The organism is Pseudomonas sp. HY13-MNA-CIBAN-0226 (assembly GCF_040310305.1).
Lineage (GTDB): Bacteria > Pseudomonadota > Gammaproteobacteria > Pseudomonadales > Pseudomonadaceae > Aquipseudomonas > Aquipseudomonas gregormendelii.
Map to the genome: position 1 here is coordinate 89475 of NZ_JBEOPS010000001.1, position 16664 is coordinate 106138.

The 16664-nt window shown below is 60.8% G+C and carries 13 protein-coding genes; 11 read left to right on the forward strand and 2 right to left on the reverse strand.

Annotated elements, in window-relative coordinates:
- The first annotated feature begins 53 nt into the window (after positions 1–53).
- From AAEZ05_RS00400 to rarD, 3 genes are all read left to right on the forward strand, one after another.
- Positions 54–1955, forward strand: coding sequence for a PhoX family protein (locus AAEZ05_RS00400; RefSeq protein ID WP_045059931.1), 1902 nt, complete (start codon positions 54–56; stop codon positions 1953–1955).
- Positions 1956–2168: 213 nt separating this feature from the next.
- A complete protein-coding gene (locus AAEZ05_RS00405; protein WP_045059930.1) occupies positions 2169–3143 on the forward strand; it encodes a serine/threonine protein kinase in 975 nt (324 codons plus the stop codon).
- A 132-nt stretch (positions 3144–3275) separates the two neighbouring features.
- On the forward strand, positions 3276–4163 hold the full coding sequence (rarD, locus tag AAEZ05_RS00410) for an EamA family transporter RarD (protein WP_045059929.1): 888 nt from the start codon (positions 3276–3278) through the stop codon (positions 4161–4163).
- A 215-nt stretch (positions 4164–4378) separates the two neighbouring features.
- On the opposite strand, the gene AAEZ05_RS00415 is transcribed toward rarD, so the two are convergent.
- Positions 4379–4897 (reverse strand): glycine cleavage system transcriptional repressor, encoded by a 519-nt coding sequence (locus tag AAEZ05_RS00415; protein ID WP_045059928.1) that lies wholly within the window; start codon positions 4895–4897, stop codon positions 4379–4381.
- Between the two features lie 531 nt (positions 4898–5428).
- Between AAEZ05_RS00415 and AAEZ05_RS00420 the strand changes: the two genes are divergently transcribed.
- Positions 5429–7606 (forward strand): malate synthase G, encoded by a 2178-nt coding sequence (locus AAEZ05_RS00420; protein WP_350646430.1) that lies wholly within the window; start codon positions 5429–5431, stop codon positions 7604–7606.
- 86 nt (positions 7607–7692) lie between these two features.
- Here the strand turns inward: AAEZ05_RS00420 and AAEZ05_RS00425 are convergent, their stop codons facing one another.
- Positions 7693–8139 (reverse strand): response regulator, encoded by a 447-nt coding sequence (locus AAEZ05_RS00425; RefSeq protein ID WP_045059926.1) that lies wholly within the window; start codon positions 8137–8139, stop codon positions 7693–7695.
- A 249-nt stretch (positions 8140–8388) separates the two neighbouring features.
- Between AAEZ05_RS00425 and AAEZ05_RS00430 the strand changes: the two genes are divergently transcribed.
- From AAEZ05_RS00430 to AAEZ05_RS00460, 7 genes are all read left to right on the forward strand, one after another.
- Positions 8389–10329, forward strand: a complete 1941-nt coding sequence (locus tag AAEZ05_RS00430) for a putative nucleotidyltransferase substrate binding domain-containing protein (RefSeq protein WP_045059925.1) — start codon at positions 8389–8391, stop codon at positions 10327–10329.
- Positions 10326–11033: a 3'-5' exonuclease gene (locus AAEZ05_RS00435; RefSeq protein WP_045059924.1), complete on the forward strand. Its 708-nt coding sequence runs from the start codon at positions 10326–10328 to the stop codon at positions 11031–11033. The genes AAEZ05_RS00430 and AAEZ05_RS00435 overlap by 4 nt, the downstream gene beginning before the upstream one ends.
- A 112-nt stretch (positions 11034–11145) precedes the next feature.
- The gene (locus AAEZ05_RS00440) at positions 11146–11664 is read left to right on the forward strand and encodes an RNA polymerase sigma factor (protein WP_350598901.1); all 519 of its coding nucleotides are present in this window, start codon (positions 11146–11148) and stop codon (positions 11662–11664) included.
- Positions 11661–12626, forward strand: coding sequence for a FecR domain-containing protein (locus tag AAEZ05_RS00445; RefSeq protein ID WP_350646431.1), 966 nt, complete (start codon positions 11661–11663; stop codon positions 12624–12626). Before AAEZ05_RS00440 ends, AAEZ05_RS00445 begins: the two co-directional genes overlap by 4 nt.
- Before the next feature lie 148 nt (positions 12627–12774).
- Positions 12775–15204: a TonB-dependent siderophore receptor gene (locus AAEZ05_RS00450; protein WP_350598895.1), complete on the forward strand. Its 2430-nt coding sequence runs from the start codon at positions 12775–12777 to the stop codon at positions 15202–15204.
- A 71-nt stretch (positions 15205–15275) separates the two neighbouring features.
- The gene (locus AAEZ05_RS00455) at positions 15276–16406 is read left to right on the forward strand and encodes a PepSY-associated TM helix domain-containing protein (protein WP_350598893.1); all 1131 of its coding nucleotides are present in this window, start codon (positions 15276–15278) and stop codon (positions 16404–16406) included.
- Positions 16403–16582, forward strand: coding sequence for a hypothetical protein (locus AAEZ05_RS00460; protein ID WP_045059919.1), 180 nt, complete (start codon positions 16403–16405; stop codon positions 16580–16582). Before AAEZ05_RS00455 ends, AAEZ05_RS00460 begins: the two co-directional genes overlap by 4 nt.
- Positions 16583–16664: the final 82 nt, after the last annotated feature.

The window sequence follows — 16664 nt, forward strand, 5'->3', positions numbered from 1 at the left end:
TAGCGTCATTAATGCGCTTTAAGGTGGCTGCAAAATCCTGCAGGGAGCCTGATGTGAACCTACTAGAAGAAAACCAGTCCACTGACCTCGAAAAAATGGTCGGCCTCAGCCGCCGCGGCTTTATCAGCGCCGGAGCGCTCTGCGGCGCGGCCATGTTCATGGGCGGTAGCCTGCTGAGCCGCAGCGTCCTGGCCGCCAGCGTCAGCGCCGGCACCAGCCAGCTTCTGGGTTTCGACAGCATCCCTGCCGCGACCAACGACGCCATCAGCCTGCCTCCGGGCTACCGGTCTTCGGTGCTGATCAGTTGGGGACAGCCGCTGCACAAGGATGGCCCGGCCTTCGATCCAAGCGGCAACGGCACCGCCGAGCAACAGGAATTGCAGTTCGGCGACAACAACGACGGCATGAGCCTCTTCGAGTTTCCCGGAGAAAAAGACCGCGCGCTGATGGCGATCAACAACGAATACACCAACTACCGCTATCTCTACCCCCACGGTGGCATGCCGCAATCGGCGGCCGACGTGCACAAAGCCCTGGCCTGCGAAGGCGTGTCGGTGATCGAAGTGCAGCGCAAGGGCGACCAATGGCACTTCGTCCAGGGCTCGCGCTACAACCGGCGCATCCATGGCAACGCGCCCATCGACCTGAGCGGTCCTGCAGCCGGGCATGCGCTGGTGAAAACCAGCGCAGACCCACAGGGCAAACATGTCCTCGGTACTTTCCAGAACTGCGCCAACGGCAAGACGCCATGGGGCACTTACCTGACGTGCGAAGAAAACTTCACTGACTGCTTTGGCAGCAGCGACGCCGGACAGCCGTTCGATGCCGCGCAAAAACGCTATGGCGTGGTCGCCGCCAGCAAGGAAATCAACTGGCACCCCCACGACCCGCGCTTCGACATGGCGAAGAATCCCAACGAGCTCAACCGTCACGGCTGGGTGGTGGAGATCGACCCGTTCGACCCCCAATCGACGCCGAAGAAGCGCACTGCCCTGGGCCGCTTCAAGCATGAAAACGCTGCGCTGGCAGAAACTGCCGACGGTCACGCCGTGGTCTACATGGGCGATGACGAGCGCGGCGAGTTCATCTACAAGTTCGTCAGCCGCGACAAGATCAATCATGCAGATGCCAAGGCCAACCGCGACTTGCTGGATCACGGCACCTTGTACGTCGCACGGTTCGACGCTGGCGACAGCCATGCAGATCATCCAAAAGGTCATGGCGAGTGGATCGAGTTGACCCACGGCAAGAACGGGATCGATGCCAGTAGCGGTTTTGCCGACCAGGCGCACGTGCTGATCCATGCACGCCTGGCTGCCAGCGTGGTCCATGCCACCCGCATGGACCGCCCGGAATGGATCGTCGTCAGCCCCAAGGACGGCCAGGTCTACTGCACTCTGACCAACAATGCCAAGCGTGGCGAAGAGGGCCAGCCGGTGGGCGGCCCTAACCCGCGGGAGAAGAATGTCTACGGGCAGATCCTGCGCTGGCGCACCGATCGCGATGATCACGGCGCCAACAGTTTTGCCTGGGACCTGTTCGTCGTTGCCGGCAATCCGGGCGTTCATGCCGGTACGCCAAAGGGTGGCTCGTCGAACATCACGCCGCAGAACATGTTCAACAGCCCGGACGGCCTGGGATTCGACGATGCCGGCCGGTTGTGGATTCTCACCGATGGCGACTCAAGCAATGCCGGCGACTTCGCGGGCATGGGCAACAACCAGATGCTCTGCGCCGACCCGGTGACGGGCGAAATCCGCCGGTTCATGGTGGGCCCGGTCGGCTGCGAAGTCACCGGGATCAGCTTCTCGCCAGACCATAAAACCCTGTTTGTCGGCATCCAGCATCCGGGGGAGAACGGCGGTTCGACCTTTCCCGAGCATCTGCCGAACGGTAAGCCACGGTCTTCGGTAATGGCTATCAGCCGTGAAGATGGCGGCGTGGTCGGCGCCTGATAAAACTTCATCGCGGGCAAGCCTTGCTCACACAGCTCCATGCGCCACTTTAGAGTCGGCGCCAACCCTGTGGGAGCGGCGGTGCGACGATTCGACTTGCCCGCGAAGGCGTCCGCCCGGACGACACACATCTCAACCCCACCCCCTAAACAAGCCCCGTCTGCGCTACCATGCTTGGCCGGACGCGGCAGCCTGCTGCGCGCAGGAGTCAGCATGGCCCACCCGTTTGCAACCCTCACCCCAGATCTTGTGCTCGATGCCGTCGAAAGCATCGGTTTTCTCAGCGACGCCCGCATCCTGGCCCTCAACAGCTACGAAAACCGTGTCTATCAAGTCGGCATCGAAGACGGTGAACCGCTGATCGCCAAGTTCTACCGCCCACAGCGCTGGACCAACGAAGCGATTCTTGAAGAGCACCAGTTCACCTTCGAGCTCGCCGAATGCGATGTGCCCGTGGTGGCGCCAATGATTCATAACGGTGCCAGCCTGCACGAGCACAACGGTTTTCGTTTCACCCTGTTCCCGCGCCGTGGGGGCCGCGCGCCGGAGCCAGGCAACCTCGACCAGCTGTACCGCCTGGGTCAATTGCTCGGGCGTCTGCACGCCGTGGGCGCGACCAAACCGTTCGAACATCGCGAAGCATTGGGCGTGCAGAACTTCGGCCATGCCTCGCTGGCGACGTTGCTTGAAGGTAATTTCATTCCCAAGAGCCTGCTGCCCGCCTATGAGTCAGTGGCCAGGGACCTGCTCAAGCGCGTTGAAGAGGTCTATAAGGCCACTCCACACCAGAACATCCGCATGCACGGCGATTGCCACCCCGGCAACATGATGTGTCGAGACGAGATGTTTCACATCGTCGACCTCGATGATTGCCGCATGGGCCCTGCAGTGCAGGACATCTGGATGATGCTTGCCGGCGATCGCCAGGAATGCCTCGGCCAGTTGTCAGAACTGATGGACGGCTATAACGAGTTCCACGACTTCGATCCACGGGAACTGGCGCTGATCGAACCGTTGCGCGCGCTACGCCTGATGCACTACAGCGCCTGGCTGGCCAGGCGCTGGGATGACCCGGCGTTCCCCCACAGCTTCCCGTGGTTCGGCACTGAGCGGTATTGGGGCGATCAGGTGTTGGCACTGCGTGAACAACTGTCGGCGCTCAACGAAGAACCGCTGAAGCTTTTTTGAGATTAAAAGATCGCAGCCTCTGGCAGCTGTAGGAGCTGCCGAAGGCTGCGATCTTTTTGTTTTCCGACAGGACACATCTATACAACCGCCCTACAATCCCCTCTTTGTTAGCTGCCTAAGCAAGGATTCTGCATGCAAGCCGCCAACCCGCGTCGCGGGTACATCCTGGGCCTGAGTGCCTACATCATCTGGGGACTTTTCCCGCTCTACTTCAAAGCCATCGCCAGCGTCCCCGCCGTGGAGATCATCATCCACCGCGTGCTCTGGTCGGCGCTATTCGGCGCCTTGCTGCTGATGGTCTGGAAGCACCCAGGCTGGTGGCGCGAATTGCGTGACAACCCTAAACGGCTGGCGATACTGGCCTTGAGCGGTACGCTCATTGCGGCCAACTGGCTGACCTACGTGTGGTCGGTAAACAATGGGCGCATGCTCGAAGCCAGCCTGGGTTACTACATCAACCCGCTGGTAAACGTGCTGTTGGGCATGCTGATCCTCGGCGAGCGCCTGCGACGCATGCAGTGGCTGGCGGTGGGCCTCGCGGCGGCTGGCGTGGCACAACAGGTATGGCAAGTCGGCAGCCTGCCCTGGGTGTCGCTGGTACTGGCATTGACCTTCGGTTTCTACGGCTTGATTCGCAAGCAGGCGCCGGTCAAGGCCCTGCCCGGCCTGGTGGTGGAAACCTGGATGCTGGTGCCAATCGCCGTTGCATGGCTGCTGTTCAACCCCGCGGCGAGCAGTGCGCAAGCACAGTTCTGGACCACGTCCGAAGCCTGGTGGCTGGTGGCTGCCGGGCCGGTGACGCTGATACCGCTGGTATGCTTCAACGCCGCCGCACGCCACTTGCCCTACACAACCCTGGGATTTCTCCAGTACCTGGCGCCAACGCTGGTGCTACTGCAGGCGGTACTGTTGTTTGATGAGCACCTGTCTTCCAGCACCCTGGTGGCCTTCATCTTTATCTGGGCAGGCCTGGCGGTTTACAGCGTCGATGCCGTGATAAATTTGCGCCGGCGCAGCTGATCAAAAAACACTCAAACCTCTGCAGGCCACGACGCTCGTGGCCTGCAACCAACTGCCCCAAGGTTATCCACAGCGTGATCCCCTGCGATTGTGCGCAAGTGATTGAAACTGCTGGTTTTTTGATCAACTCTTGAAGAGGCCCGGCCCGCCTGGGCTGGCGGGCTGTCTCTACAGGTTATCCACAGGCAGGTGCACGTTTAACTTGGATAACCTTCTCAAGCCTCACTGCGCAGCACCAGTTCCACCATCAGATCATCGGCCAACGTTTCCAGGCGCGACTGCAATACATCAAGCGAAAGCGTCAGCGGCACCGCCAGAATCGCTTCGGCGTGGAACAGCGGTTCGCTGCTCATGGGTGCAGGACGTACCTCGGTAACCAGCCGCTCGAGATTCACGCCCTGCTCGCTGAGCAGGCGAGTGATGTCGCGCACGATCCCCGGACGATCATTGCCCACCAACTCCATGGCGATCGGCTTCCAGGTGCAGGACTGTTCAATGCCACTTTCGGCGATCAGCACACGGATCCCGTGGGCGGACAAGGCTTGCAGCGCATCGACCAATTCGTCATAGGCTTCGGCCGGCACCCCCACCCGCAGGATCCCGGCGAACTGCCCGGCCATCCGCGACATTCGGCTTTCCAGCCAGTTACCGCCGTGCTCGGCAATGCACTGGGCGATGCGCTCGACCTGCCCAGGCTTGTCCGGAGCGAAAACTGTGAGTACGAGGTGGTCCATGGCGCAGCCCTCTTTTGTTATAGAAAAGGAAGTATAGGCAAGGGGAGATTCTGTGTTGAATCGTCTGCCGTCATCGCGAGCAGGCTCACTCCCACACGGATTGCGTCCTGTGAGAGCGAGCCTGCTGGCGATTGGGTGACCCACGAAAAACCTGCAAACCACAAATCGTGTACAACTTTTTATATTTAGCTGGAACAATCCATCACTTTTTTGAGAACATCCCGTTCCCCGTCGCGACCGCAATGCGTCATGGGGTCGCAGAACGACGCAATTAGTCTAATTTTCACAACCGCAATTCATCATGTAGTATGCCGCAGCGCGCACTACATAACGTTGGATCGATGTCTGCCAAGGCGCAGTCGCAACCCCTGAAAGCCCCATCAGCAAGGCTTCAAGCCGTTGATTGGACCAACCCCAGCCGCCCGCAAGGGCATGTACTGGCGCCAGGGTTTGTGGTTTAAATGGCCAGAGGCTTCATTGTCATAATTGAAGAGCTGAAAAGCGAAATAGCTGAGCAGAGTGAGGCAAGCAATGACTGAACACGTTCAAGTCGGTGGCCTGCAGGTCGCCAAAGTCCTGTTCGACTTCGTGAACAACGAAGCCATTCCCGGTACCGGCCTCACCGCCGATAAGTTCTGGGCCGGTGCCGACAAGGTCATTCATGACCTGGCGCCGAAGAACAAAGCCCTACTCGCCAAACGCGATGATTTCCAGGCTCGTATCGATGGCTGGCACCAAGCGCGTGCCGGCCATGCACATGACGCCGTGGCCTACAAAGCCTTCTTGCAAGACATCGGTTATCTGCTGCCAGAAGCGGCCGATTTCCAGGCAACGACGCAAAACGTCGATGACGAAATCGCCCGCATGGCCGGCCCGCAACTCGTGGTGCCGGTGATGAACGCGCGCTTCGCGCTCAACGCCTCCAATGCCCGCTGGGGTTCGCTGTACGACGCGCTTTACGGCACTGATGCCATCAGCGAAGCCGACGGTGCGGAAAAAGGCCAAGGCTACAACAAGGTCCGCGGCGACAAGGTCATTGCCTTCGCCCGCGCCTTCCTCGACGAAGCGGCCCCCCTGGCTGCCGGCTCGCACGTAGACTCCACCAGCTACAAGATTGTTGACGGCAAACTGGTGGTCGCCCTCAAAGGCGGCAGTAATTCCGGACTGCGCGACGACGCTCAGCTGATCGGCTTCCATGGCGATGCCGGGGCACCCACCGCGATCCTGCTGAAGAACAACGGCCTGCATTTCGAAATCCAGGTCGATGCCCGCACCCCCGTCGGCCAGACGGACGCGGCCGGCGTCAAAGACATCCTGATGGAAGCCGCGTTGACGACCATCATGGACTGCGAAGACTCCGTAGCGGCTGTCGATGCTGACGACAAGGTGGTGATCTACCGCAACTGGCTCGGCCTGATGAAGGGCGACCTGGCGGAAGAAGTTGCCAAAGGCGGCAAGACTTTCACCCGCACCATGAACGCCGACCGCACCTACACCGGCGTCGACGGCAAGGAACTGAGCCTGCATGGCCGCTCCCTGTTGTTCGTGCGTAACGTGGGTCACCTGATGACCATCGACGCCATCCTCGACAAGGACGGCAACGAAGTGCCGGAAGGCATTCTCGACGGCCTGGTAACGTGCCTGGCCGCGATTCACAGCCTCAACGGCAACAATTCGCGCAAGAACAGCCGCACGGGCTCGGTCTATATCGTGAAGCCGAAGATGCACGGCCCGGAAGAAGCCGCGTTCACCAACGAGCTGTTCGGTCGCATCGAAGACGTGCTGGACCTGCCGCGCAACACCCTCAAGGTCGGGATCATGGACGAGGAGCGCCGCACCACGGTCAACCTCAAGGCATGCATCCAGGCAGCCGCCGAGCGCGTGGTGTTCATCAACACCGGCTTCCTCGACCGCACTGGCGACGAAATCCACACCTCCATGGAAGCCGGCCCGATGGTGCGCAAGGCCGACATGAAGGCTGAAAAATGGATCGGCGCCTACGAGAACTGGAACGTCGATATTGGCTTGAGCACCGGCCTGCAAGGTCGTGCGCAAATCGGTAAAGGCATGTGGGCAATGCCCGACCTGATGGCGGCGATGCTTGAACAGAAAGTCGCTCACCCTCTGGCCGGTGCAAACACCGCCTGGGTACCGTCACCAACCGCAGCGGCGTTGCACGCATTGCACTACCACAAGGTCGACGTGTTCGCTCGTCAGGCCGAACTGGCCAAGCGTGCCCGCGCTTCGGTGGACGACATCCTGACCATTCCGCTTGCCGTGAACCCGAGCTGGACTGCGGAGCAGATCAAGAACGAACTGGACAACAACGCCCAGGGCATTCTCGGCTACGTGGTGCGCTGGATCGATCAGGGCGTAGGTTGCTCCAAGGTGCCGGACATCAATGACGTCGGCCTGATGGAAGACCGTGCGACCCTGCGTATCTCCAGCCAGCACATCGCCAACTGGCTGCGTCACGGCATCGTCACCGAAGAACAAGTGATGGAAAGCCTCAAGCGCATGGCGCCGGTGGTTGACCGTCAGAACGCCAACGACCCGCTGTACCGCCCACTGGCTCCGGACTTCGACAGCAACATCGCCTTCCAGGCGGCGGTCGAACTGGTGGTGGAAGGTACGAAGCAGCCGAACGGCTACACCGAGCCGGTCCTGCACCGTCGTCGCCGTGAGTTCAAGGCTGCCAATGGCCTCTGAGTAAACGCTAGCGGCGAACAAAAAAAGGCCCTGATCTTCGGATCAGGGCCTTTTTGCATATGAATGAGATAGTTTTTGGGAGTTGACTATGGCTCCAATCCCAACTCGTGCTTCACCAAACCCAGCAGCTTCACGGTATCAATGGGCTTGAGCAGAAAGTCCACCACGCTCAGGTGCATCGCTGCGATGGCGTCTTTCACATCGGCATCGCCGGACACAATGATGATCGGCATCGCCGCCCGCACCGATTCACGAACCTGGCGGATCAGGTCCAGGCCATCGACATGCCCCATCCGCAAATCGGTGATCACCAGGCCAATCGAGGGTTTCTCGTCCAGCATCTTCAGTGCGGTTTCACCGCTGGCTGCGGTCAGGCAGCGAATACCATCCAGCGCCAGGATCTCCGACAATAATTCACGTGCATCTTTGTCATCATCGACGATCAACACACGCTGGGGCGGTAGATCGGGTTCGAGCATGACCGCACTTAGCGCCTCGCGCTCGGCGTCACTCAGGATATCTTGGTCGGACATGGCTTTCTCAAAGGTTACAAATCGTTCCTGGCCCACTCGTGAGACATCGCCAGCCAGCGGTTCAATGTGCACTTCGTCGGATTTATTTCCAATAGGTGGGGAGTGAGATTTTTCCCAACGTTACGTCGGACTCTTCCGATAGTTAATCCGGTCGTTGCCTACCTAGACTTACGTCCAATGGGCACCCTGCGCCCATGGGCCGACCATGTTGAAGTCATCCGACAACAATAATTCCAAACGACTGCGGTAATGGTTATGAGTAAAGCGGACGCCTTCACCCAGGCAGGGAAAACTGCGGTGTTGCAAAACATCCAGGGCACTTTGCAGTTCCTTCAGCGCTTCCCGCCGTTCAATCACATGGAACACGCTCACCTGGCGTACCTGGTCGAGCAATGTCAGCTGCGCTTTTACGGACCCGGCGAGAGCATCATCAAGCCTGACGATGGCCCTGTTGAACACTTCTACATCGTCAAACAAGGCCGCGTCGTGGGTGAGCGCCCGCACACCGCCAAAGGCGGCACCGAAACCACCTTCGAAATCACCACCGGCGAGTGCTTTCCTCTCGCAGCGTTGCTGGGTGAGCGGGCCACTCGTACCGAGCACCTGGCGGCTGAAGACACCTTCTGCCTGCAACTGAACAAGCTGGCGTTCATCAAACTGTTCGCGCTTTCCCACACCTTTCGCGATTTCGCCCTGCGTGGCGTCAGCAGCCTGCTGGATCAGGTCAACCAGCAAGTCCAGCAAAAAGCCGTGGAAACCCTGGGCACCCAATACTCGCTCAATACCCGCCTGGGCGAGTTGGCCATGCGTCATCCAGTGACCTGCAGCCCGGTCACGCCACTGCGCGAAGCCGTGACCCTGATGCATGAACAACAGGTCGGCAGCATTGTGGTGGTCGATGGCGATAAGGCGCCGCTGGGGATTTTCACCCTGCGCGACTTGCGGCACGTGGTGGCAGGCGGCACCAACGACTTCAATGAAGCCATAGAAAGGCACATGACCCGCGCACCATTCTTTTTAACCCCGGACCACAGTGCATTTGATGCAGCGATCGCCATGACCGAGCGGCACATTGCCCACGTCTGCCTGGTCAAGGACCACCGCCTGTGCGGTGTGGTGTCGGAACGTGACCTGTTTTCCCTGCAGCGGGTCGATCTGGTGCACCTGGCGCGGACTATCCGCAGTGCCCAGCGCGTGGAAAGCCTGGTGGCGCTGCGCGGCGAGATCGGCCAACTGGTGGAGCGCATGCTGGCCCACGGCGCGTCTTCCACCCAGATCACCCATATCATCACCCTGCTTAACGATCACACGGTGTGCAGGGTGATCGAACTGACACTGGCGGAGAAAGGCGACCCGGGCGTGCCATTCAGCTGGCTATGTTTCGGCAGCGAAGGCCGTCGCGAGCAGACGCTGCACACCGACCAGGACAACGGCATTCTGTTCGAGGCGAGGGACGCCGCCCATGCGGCAGAAATTCGCGGCAAATTGCTACCCATCGCCCAACAGATCAACCAGAGCCTGGCGCTGTGCGGTTTTACCCTGTGCAAGGGCAACATCATGGCCGGCAACCCCGAGCTGTGTTTGTCCCGGGCTGAATGGGCGCGACGTTTCTCGGCGTTCATCCGCGAGGCCACGCCGGAAAACCTGCTGGGCTCGAGTATCTATTTCGACCTGCGCGTGGTCTGGGGCGATGAGCAAGGCTGTGAACAATTGCGCAGGGGCATTCTCGACCAGGTCGCCGACAATCGTTTGTTCCAGCGCATGATGGCCGACAATGCCCTGCGCAACCGCCCACCTGTAGGACGCTTCCGCGAATTCGTGCTGGCACGCAAACATGGCGAGAAAGCCACGATGGATTTGAAAGTCCAGGGCCTAACGCCCTTCGTCGACGGCGCCCGGTTGCTGGCGCTGGCCAACGGAATCGAGACCAACAACACCTTGGAACGCTTTCGCCAACTGGTTGATAAAGAGGTCATCGACCGGCTGGACGGCGCGGCCTACGAAGAGGCCTATCATTTCATCCAGCAAACCCGCATGCAGCAGCATCAGCTACAGACCCGGGAGAACCTGCCCTACTCCAACCGGGTCGACCCCGACAGCCTCAATCAGCTGGATCGGCGAATCCTGCGTGAATCCCTGCGCCAGGCCCAGCGTCTGCAAAGCAGCCTCACAGTGAGGTATCAGTTGTGAGCCTGTTTTCCTGGTTGCGCCCCGCCGGCCCCGCGCTGTCTGGCGAAATATTGCAACGTCTGGGTCGCTTGCCGCCGGCGATCGGGCTGAGCGAATGCAGCCTTCGCGAACAACGCTGGGTGGTGTTGGACCTGGAAACCACGGGGCTTAACCTGAACAAGGATCGGGTGTTGTCGATTGGTGCGGTAGTGATCGAGGACGGGGCCATCGACTTCAGTCAGCAGTTCGAACGAACCCTGCAATGCGCCGACATGAAACTGGCCCCCAGTGTGCTGATCCATGGCCTTGGCCCAAGCGCCATTGCGGCGGGCAGCGATCCGGCGCAGGCGTTGCTGGAGTTCATGGAGTTCCTGGGGGACAGCCCGGTGCTGGCTTTTCATGCCCCCTTCGATCAGCACATGCTCGGCCGGGCACTGAAGGATCATCTGGGGTACAAGTTGCAGAATACCTTTCTCGATGTGGCAGACATCGCCCCGCTATTGTGCCCCCAGGCGCCTATCCGCGAGGCCGGACTGGACGAGTGGATAGACTGGTTCAAACTCGAAGTGTTCGAGCGCCATAACGCCAGTGCCGACGCACTGGCCACCGCCGAACTGGCACTGATCCTGTTCAGCCGGGCACGGCAGCAGCAGATTCACAGCCCGTTGAATCTGCAGCAGCGGCTGAGTCAGTGGAAGCGGCGGCAGCAGTCTCCCTCCTTCTGATAGACGGCGCCTGACTAAACCACCCGACCAGCGCCAATTGCTTACCTCCCCCGCCTCTGCCACAATCGCGAACAATTCTCGTTAGTTAACTCTTCCCAATCGGTGATGCTGCGTGCCGTCAGTCCAAAGCCCCCACAGTGAGATCGTCGGTGCGCTATATCGCGACCACCGCAGCTGGCTATTGGCTTGGCTGCGCCGCAACGTTGCCTGCCCGCAACGGGCCGAAGACCTCAGTCAGGACACGTTCGTACGACTGCTGGGGCGTGGCGAACTGCACGAGCCCCGCGAACCCCGGGCGTTTCTGGTGGCAATCGCCAAGGGTCTGCTGTTCGACTACTTCCGCCGCGCCGCCCTGGAGCAAGCCTACCTGACCGAGCTGATGCTCATTCCCGAGGGCGAACACCCCTCGGTGGAAGAGCAGCAACTCATTCTCGAAGACCTGAAAAACATCGATCGCCTGCTCGGCAAACTGTCGAGCAAGGCGCGTGCGGCGTTTCTGTATAACCGTCTCGACGGCCTCAGCCACGCAGAAATCGCCCAGCGTCTCGGGGTGTCGGTACCCCGGGTCAGGCAATACCTGGCCCAAGGCATTCGCCAGTGCTACATCGCGCTGTACGGTGAGCCAGCATGAGCCCCGTGAGCTCCAAACCGGTCTCGGCCCAGGTACTGGACGCGGCGATTGCCTGGCAGCTGTCACTGGATTGCGCCAACCCGGTGGAGCGCGAAGAGTTCGCCAAATGGCACGCCGCCCACGAAGAGCACGCGCGCGCCTGGCGTCAGTTGGGCATGCTTGACCAGCGTTTCAGTGTCGCCAGTGGCCCGGCCCGCGCCGCGTTGCTGCAATCGCGTGAGGGCATCCGCCGACGCGTGCGCAAGCTGGGCAGCGGCCTGGCCAGCATCGTGGCGGTGATTGGCCTGGCATTGTTTGCGGGAGAGCGTTACTTGCCGCTCGACTATTGGCTGGCCGATCAGCGCACGGCCACTGGCGAGCAGCGCACCTTGCGCCTGAGCGACGGCACCGTGATCAACCTGAACACCCATAGCGCCGTGGACGTGCGGTTTGACGAGACGCAGCGTCGGGTGATTCTTCAGGACGGCGAAATCCTCGTTGAAACCGGCCACGGCGATGCCCGGCCGTTTATCGTCGAAACCCGCGAAGGCAGCCTGCGCGCACTGGGAACGCGGTTCCTGGTCAAGCGCGAAGAGGATGGCACACGCCTTAGCGTGTTGAAATCCGCAGTGGCCGCCCACCCGCAGGCGAGTCGCGACGAACAGATTCTGCGCGAAGGCCAGCAGGTGCTGATGCGCAACAACGGCCTGGGCCCGGTCGTCGCGCTCAAGCCCGGCGCCGACGCCTGGACTCGCGGCATGCTGGTGGTGGACAACGCGCGCCTGGAAGAGCTGGTGCATGAACTGAGTCGTTACCGGCCGGGTTATCTGGGCGTAGCGCCCGAAATTGCAGACCTGCGGATCACCGGCAGTTTCCCGTTGAAGGATACCGACAAGGCCTTGCGCGCATTGCTGCCAACACTGCCAGTGCAGATTGAGCAGCACACGCAGTGGTGGGTGACGGTGGCGAAGGCTGAGCCTTGAAACCTGTGGGAGCAAGGCTTGCTCGCGAGGAGGCCAGGAGATTCACTGCAAAACCTGAATCAAAATTATTTTCACCTGGCCCTATCACTTTTGGAATTTCGTTCGGCACCTAGGCAATTGAGAAGTATTCCCTTTCAGGAGCCGCTTTATGTCCCGTACGCTAGACACCTTGTTGCGCCCCAGCCTGTTGGCCGTGGCCATTGCCCTCAGCGCCCCGCTGGCCAACGGCCCGCTATTGGCCGCCGAGCAGGCCTCCAGCGTGCGCGCCTACAACTTGCCCGCGGCTCCCCTGGCCAGCACCTTGAACCAGATCGCCAGCCAGGCGGGCCTTGCGCTGTCGCTGAACCCCTCGCTTGCCGCCGGTAAAACCTCGGCACCCGTCCAGGGCCAGTTCGACGCCACCGGCGCGTTGCGCGAAGCGTTGCGTGGCACCGGCTTGCAACTGGAGCAAAGCAGCGCGGGCACGTTCAGCCTGGTGGCCGTGCCTGAGGGCGTGATGGCCCTGCCGACGACCAATGTGACAGGAGTGGAAAACACCGAGAGCGCCTGGGGCCCGGTTGACGGCTACCTCGCCACTCGCACTGCTGCCGGCACCAAGACCGACACTGCCCTGGTGGAAGCACCGCGCTCGATCTCGGTCGCCACTCGCCAGCAGATGGACGACCGCAACGTACAGAACATTGATGACGCCGTGCGCTACATGCCCGGCATCGTCGCCAGCAGCTACGGCAGCGACACCCGTGCCGACTGGTTGCGTGTACGCGGCTTCGAACCGACCCAGTTCCTCGACGGCCTGCCGCTGCCAAAAGGCGTATACGCCAACCCGAAACAGGAAACCTGGAACCTCGATCGACTCGCCCTGCTGCGCGGTCCGGCCTCCTCCGTGTATGGCCAGACCCCACCGGGCGGCATGCTGGACATGGTCAGCCGCCGCCCCAGCGCCGAGTCGAGCAGTGAAATCCAGGTGGAATATGGCAGTGACAATCATCGCCAGATCAACTTTGCCAGCACCGGCAAGATCGACGAAGACGGTCGGTTCCTCTACGGCCTAAGCGCAGTGGTCCGCGACAGTGGCACGCAGATCGACCACGTCGATAACAAGCGCTACAACATTGCGCCCAGCCTGACCTGGAACATCGACGATGACACCAAATTCACCCTGCTGACGCAGTTCACCCGCGACGATACCGGCATCACCAGCCAGTTCCTGCCGATTCAGGGCACCAAAATCCACTCGCCACTGGGTGACATTTCCCATCACAAGAACCTCGGTGATCCAGACTGGGAATACTACGACCGCACCTACTACGCCTTGGGTTATGCCTTCGAGCATCGCCTGAACGATGTCTGGCAGTTCAAGCAGAACCTGCGCTACACCAAATCGGACCTGTCGTTCCAGGCGCTCACCCCCGGCGCCTACCCGTTCACCCAGGTGGACGCCCAAGGCAACGTCGGCCGTTCGAGCACCAGCGTCGACGAGGACATCAGCCAGTTCGCCGTGGACAACAACTTCCAGGCCGATTTCGCCACGGGTGATGTAGGTCACACCTTGTTGATCGGCCTCGATCACCAGCGCACCAACACCAACTACACCTCGATTTTCGGTGATGGCCTGACCACCAACGTCAACAATCCCGTCTATGGACTGCCCATCGTGCGCCCGCCGCGTTCCGATGCGTTCTACGACTACGATCAGAAGACCTACCAGACCGGCCTGTATGTGCAGGACCAGATGTACATCGATCAATGGCGACTGACGCTGGGCGGTCGTGAAGACTGGGTGCACACCGGTACCAATTTTTTCAACAAAGGTGATGCCACCAACACCGAGCGCGACAAGAAATTCAGCGCCAATGCGGCCATCAGCTACGTGTTCGACAACGGCATCGTGCCCTACCTGTCCTACGCCGAATCGTTCCAGCCAACCAGCAACGCCACGGCCTCGCCCACCGATTCGTTCAAGCCTACCGAAGGCGAGCAATGGGAGTTGGGTATCAAGTATCAACCGCCTGGGAGCAACACCCTGCTGACCGCTGCGGTGTATACCCTGACGCAGAAGAACGTCTCCGTCACCACCACCAACTCCAATAATGTCTCGATCACCAGCCAGACCGGCGAAGTGAAAGTCAAAGGGCTGGAACTGGAAGCCGTCTCCGACGTGACCGAAAACCTCAAGGTCATCGCGGCCTACACCCTGGCCAAATCCGAGGTACAGGACGGCGCGTTCAAGGGCAATCGCCTGCAACTGATGCCCAACCAGCAGGCTTCGCTGTGGACCGACTACACCTGGCACACCGGTGTGCTCGACGGCTTTGGCGTAGGCGGCGGCGTTCGCTACACCGGTAATACCTATGGCGACCAGGCCAACACCGAGCTGGGCAAGGCGGACGCTTTCACCGTGTTCGACGCCGCTGTCCACTACGATCTCGGCCGCCTGGACAACAGCCTCAAAGGCGCGTCCCTGGCACTGAACGCCACCAACTTGTTCGACAAGGATTACATCTCCACCTGTGACAGTTTCTATTGCTACTACGGCGACCAGCGCAGTGTCGTCGCCAGTGCGACCTACAAGTGGTAAACGCTTGACCTGACACACCCAACACCGGGCCGTCCTTCGAGGACGGCTTTGGTATTTCTGAAGGGCTGCAAATGAAGAGTAAAACGATCCGCCGCTGGTCCTTCGTCCATACCTGGACCAGCCTGATTTGCACCGTGTTCCTGCTGATGCTGGCGGTAACCGGCTTGCCATTGATTTTTCACCACGAGATCGACCATCTCCTGGGCGATGCACCCGAGCTCAAGGAAATGCCCGCCGGCACTTCGCGGCTGAACTTGCAGCAACTGGTGCTGGCGGCGGAAAAACATCGGCCGGGCGAAGTCATGCAGTACTTCGGTTTCGACGAAGAAGACCCCAATGCCGCGTTCGCGATCATGGCGGCCACTGCCGGAACCGAGCCGAATTCGTCCCATACCTTCATGCTCGACGCCCGCACCGGTGAAGCACTGGAAATGCCTTCGGCGAACGGCGGTTTCATGATGATCATGCTGCGACTGCACGTGGACATGTTCGCCGGCCTGCCGGGCAAGCTGTTGCTGGCGTTCATGGGCATTCTGTTCGTGGTAGCCATCGTGTCCGGGACAGTGCTGTACCTGCCGTTCATGCGCCGGTTGAAATTCGCCACCGTGCGCCAGGATAAATCCACACGCCTGCGCTGGCTCGACCTGCATAACCTGATCGGCGTCGTGGCCCTGACCTGGATGCTGGTGGTCGGTGTCACCGGAGTGATCAGCGCCTGTGCCGACCTGCTGATCGCGGCATGGCGCAATGAGGCCTTGGGCGCGATGATCGCGCCCTATGCCGACGCACCCGTGCTGACGCAGCTCGCGCCACCGACTCGCCTGCTGGACATCGCCAGCGAGGTCGCACCGGACATGCAACCCGACTTCATCGCCTTCCCCGGCACGCGGTTCTCCAGCGAGCATCATTACGCCGTATTCATGAAAGGCAACACGCACCTGACCTCCCACCTGCTGACGCCAGTGCTGATTGACGCCAGCACCCTGCAAGTCACTGCCGTGGCGGAGCGGCCGTGGTACATGGACGTCATGGGCATGTCGCAGCCGTTGCACTTTGGTGATTACGGCGGCATGCCGATGAAAATCCTGTGGGCGACCCTGGATGTGCTGACCATCATCGTGCTCGGCAGCGGGGTGTACCTGTGGGTCGTGCGGCGCAAAGCGGCAAAGCCTGTGCTTGAAACTGCGGAGGCTCAAGCATGAGGCCGCGCCAGTCGAATTTCTGGAAAGTCTTTGCCATTCCCACGGTCATCGGCCTGTTCACCGCCGCCGGGTTGTTCGCGGCGTTGCTGGGCGATGGCGTGTGGGATGCTTTGAGCTGGCTGGGCCTGGGCATTCCCGCCGCCTTCGCCCTGCGAGGCCTCCTGCAACGCCGGTAACGCGACGTCTCCGGTAGGAGCAGCCTGCGGCAGCTCCTACGGTCCCCTCGTTGCCCGCCACCTGAAAATGCAAAACCTGTGG

Bases quoted from the DNA above. Each gene is read 5' to 3' on its own strand.
- AAEZ05_RS00430 (WP_045059925.1), top strand. From the start codon at position 8,389: ATGGTTATGAGTAAAGCGGACGCCTTCACCCAGGCAGGGAAAACTGCG.
- AAEZ05_RS00420 (WP_350646430.1), top strand. From the start codon at position 5,429: ATGACTGAACACGTTCAAGTCGGTGGCCTGCAGGTCGCCAAAGTCCTG.
- AAEZ05_RS00405 (WP_045059930.1), top strand. From the start codon at position 2,169: ATGGCCCACCCGTTTGCAACCCTCACCCCAGATCTTGTGCTCGATGCC.
- AAEZ05_RS00450 (WP_350598895.1), top strand. From the start codon at position 12,775: ATGTCCCGTACGCTAGACACCTTGTTGCGCCCCAGCCTGTTGGCCGTG.
- AAEZ05_RS00445 (WP_350646431.1), top strand. From the start codon at position 11,661: ATGAGCCCCGTGAGCTCCAAACCGGTCTCGGCCCAGGTACTGGACGCG.
- rarD (WP_045059929.1), top strand. From the start codon at position 3,276: ATGCAAGCCGCCAACCCGCGTCGCGGGTACATCCTGGGCCTGAGTGCC.
- AAEZ05_RS00460 (WP_045059919.1), top strand. From the start codon at position 16,403: ATGAGGCCGCGCCAGTCGAATTTCTGGAAAGTCTTTGCCATTCCCACG.
- AAEZ05_RS00455 (WP_350598893.1), top strand. From the start codon at position 15,276: ATGAAGAGTAAAACGATCCGCCGCTGGTCCTTCGTCCATACCTGGACC.
- AAEZ05_RS00415 (WP_045059928.1), bottom strand. From the start codon at position 4,897: ATGGACCACCTCGTACTCACAGTTTTCGCTCCGGACAAGCCTGGGCAG.
- AAEZ05_RS00425 (WP_045059926.1), bottom strand. From the start codon at position 8,139: ATGTCCGACCAAGATATCCTGAGTGACGCCGAGCGCGAGGCGCTAAGT.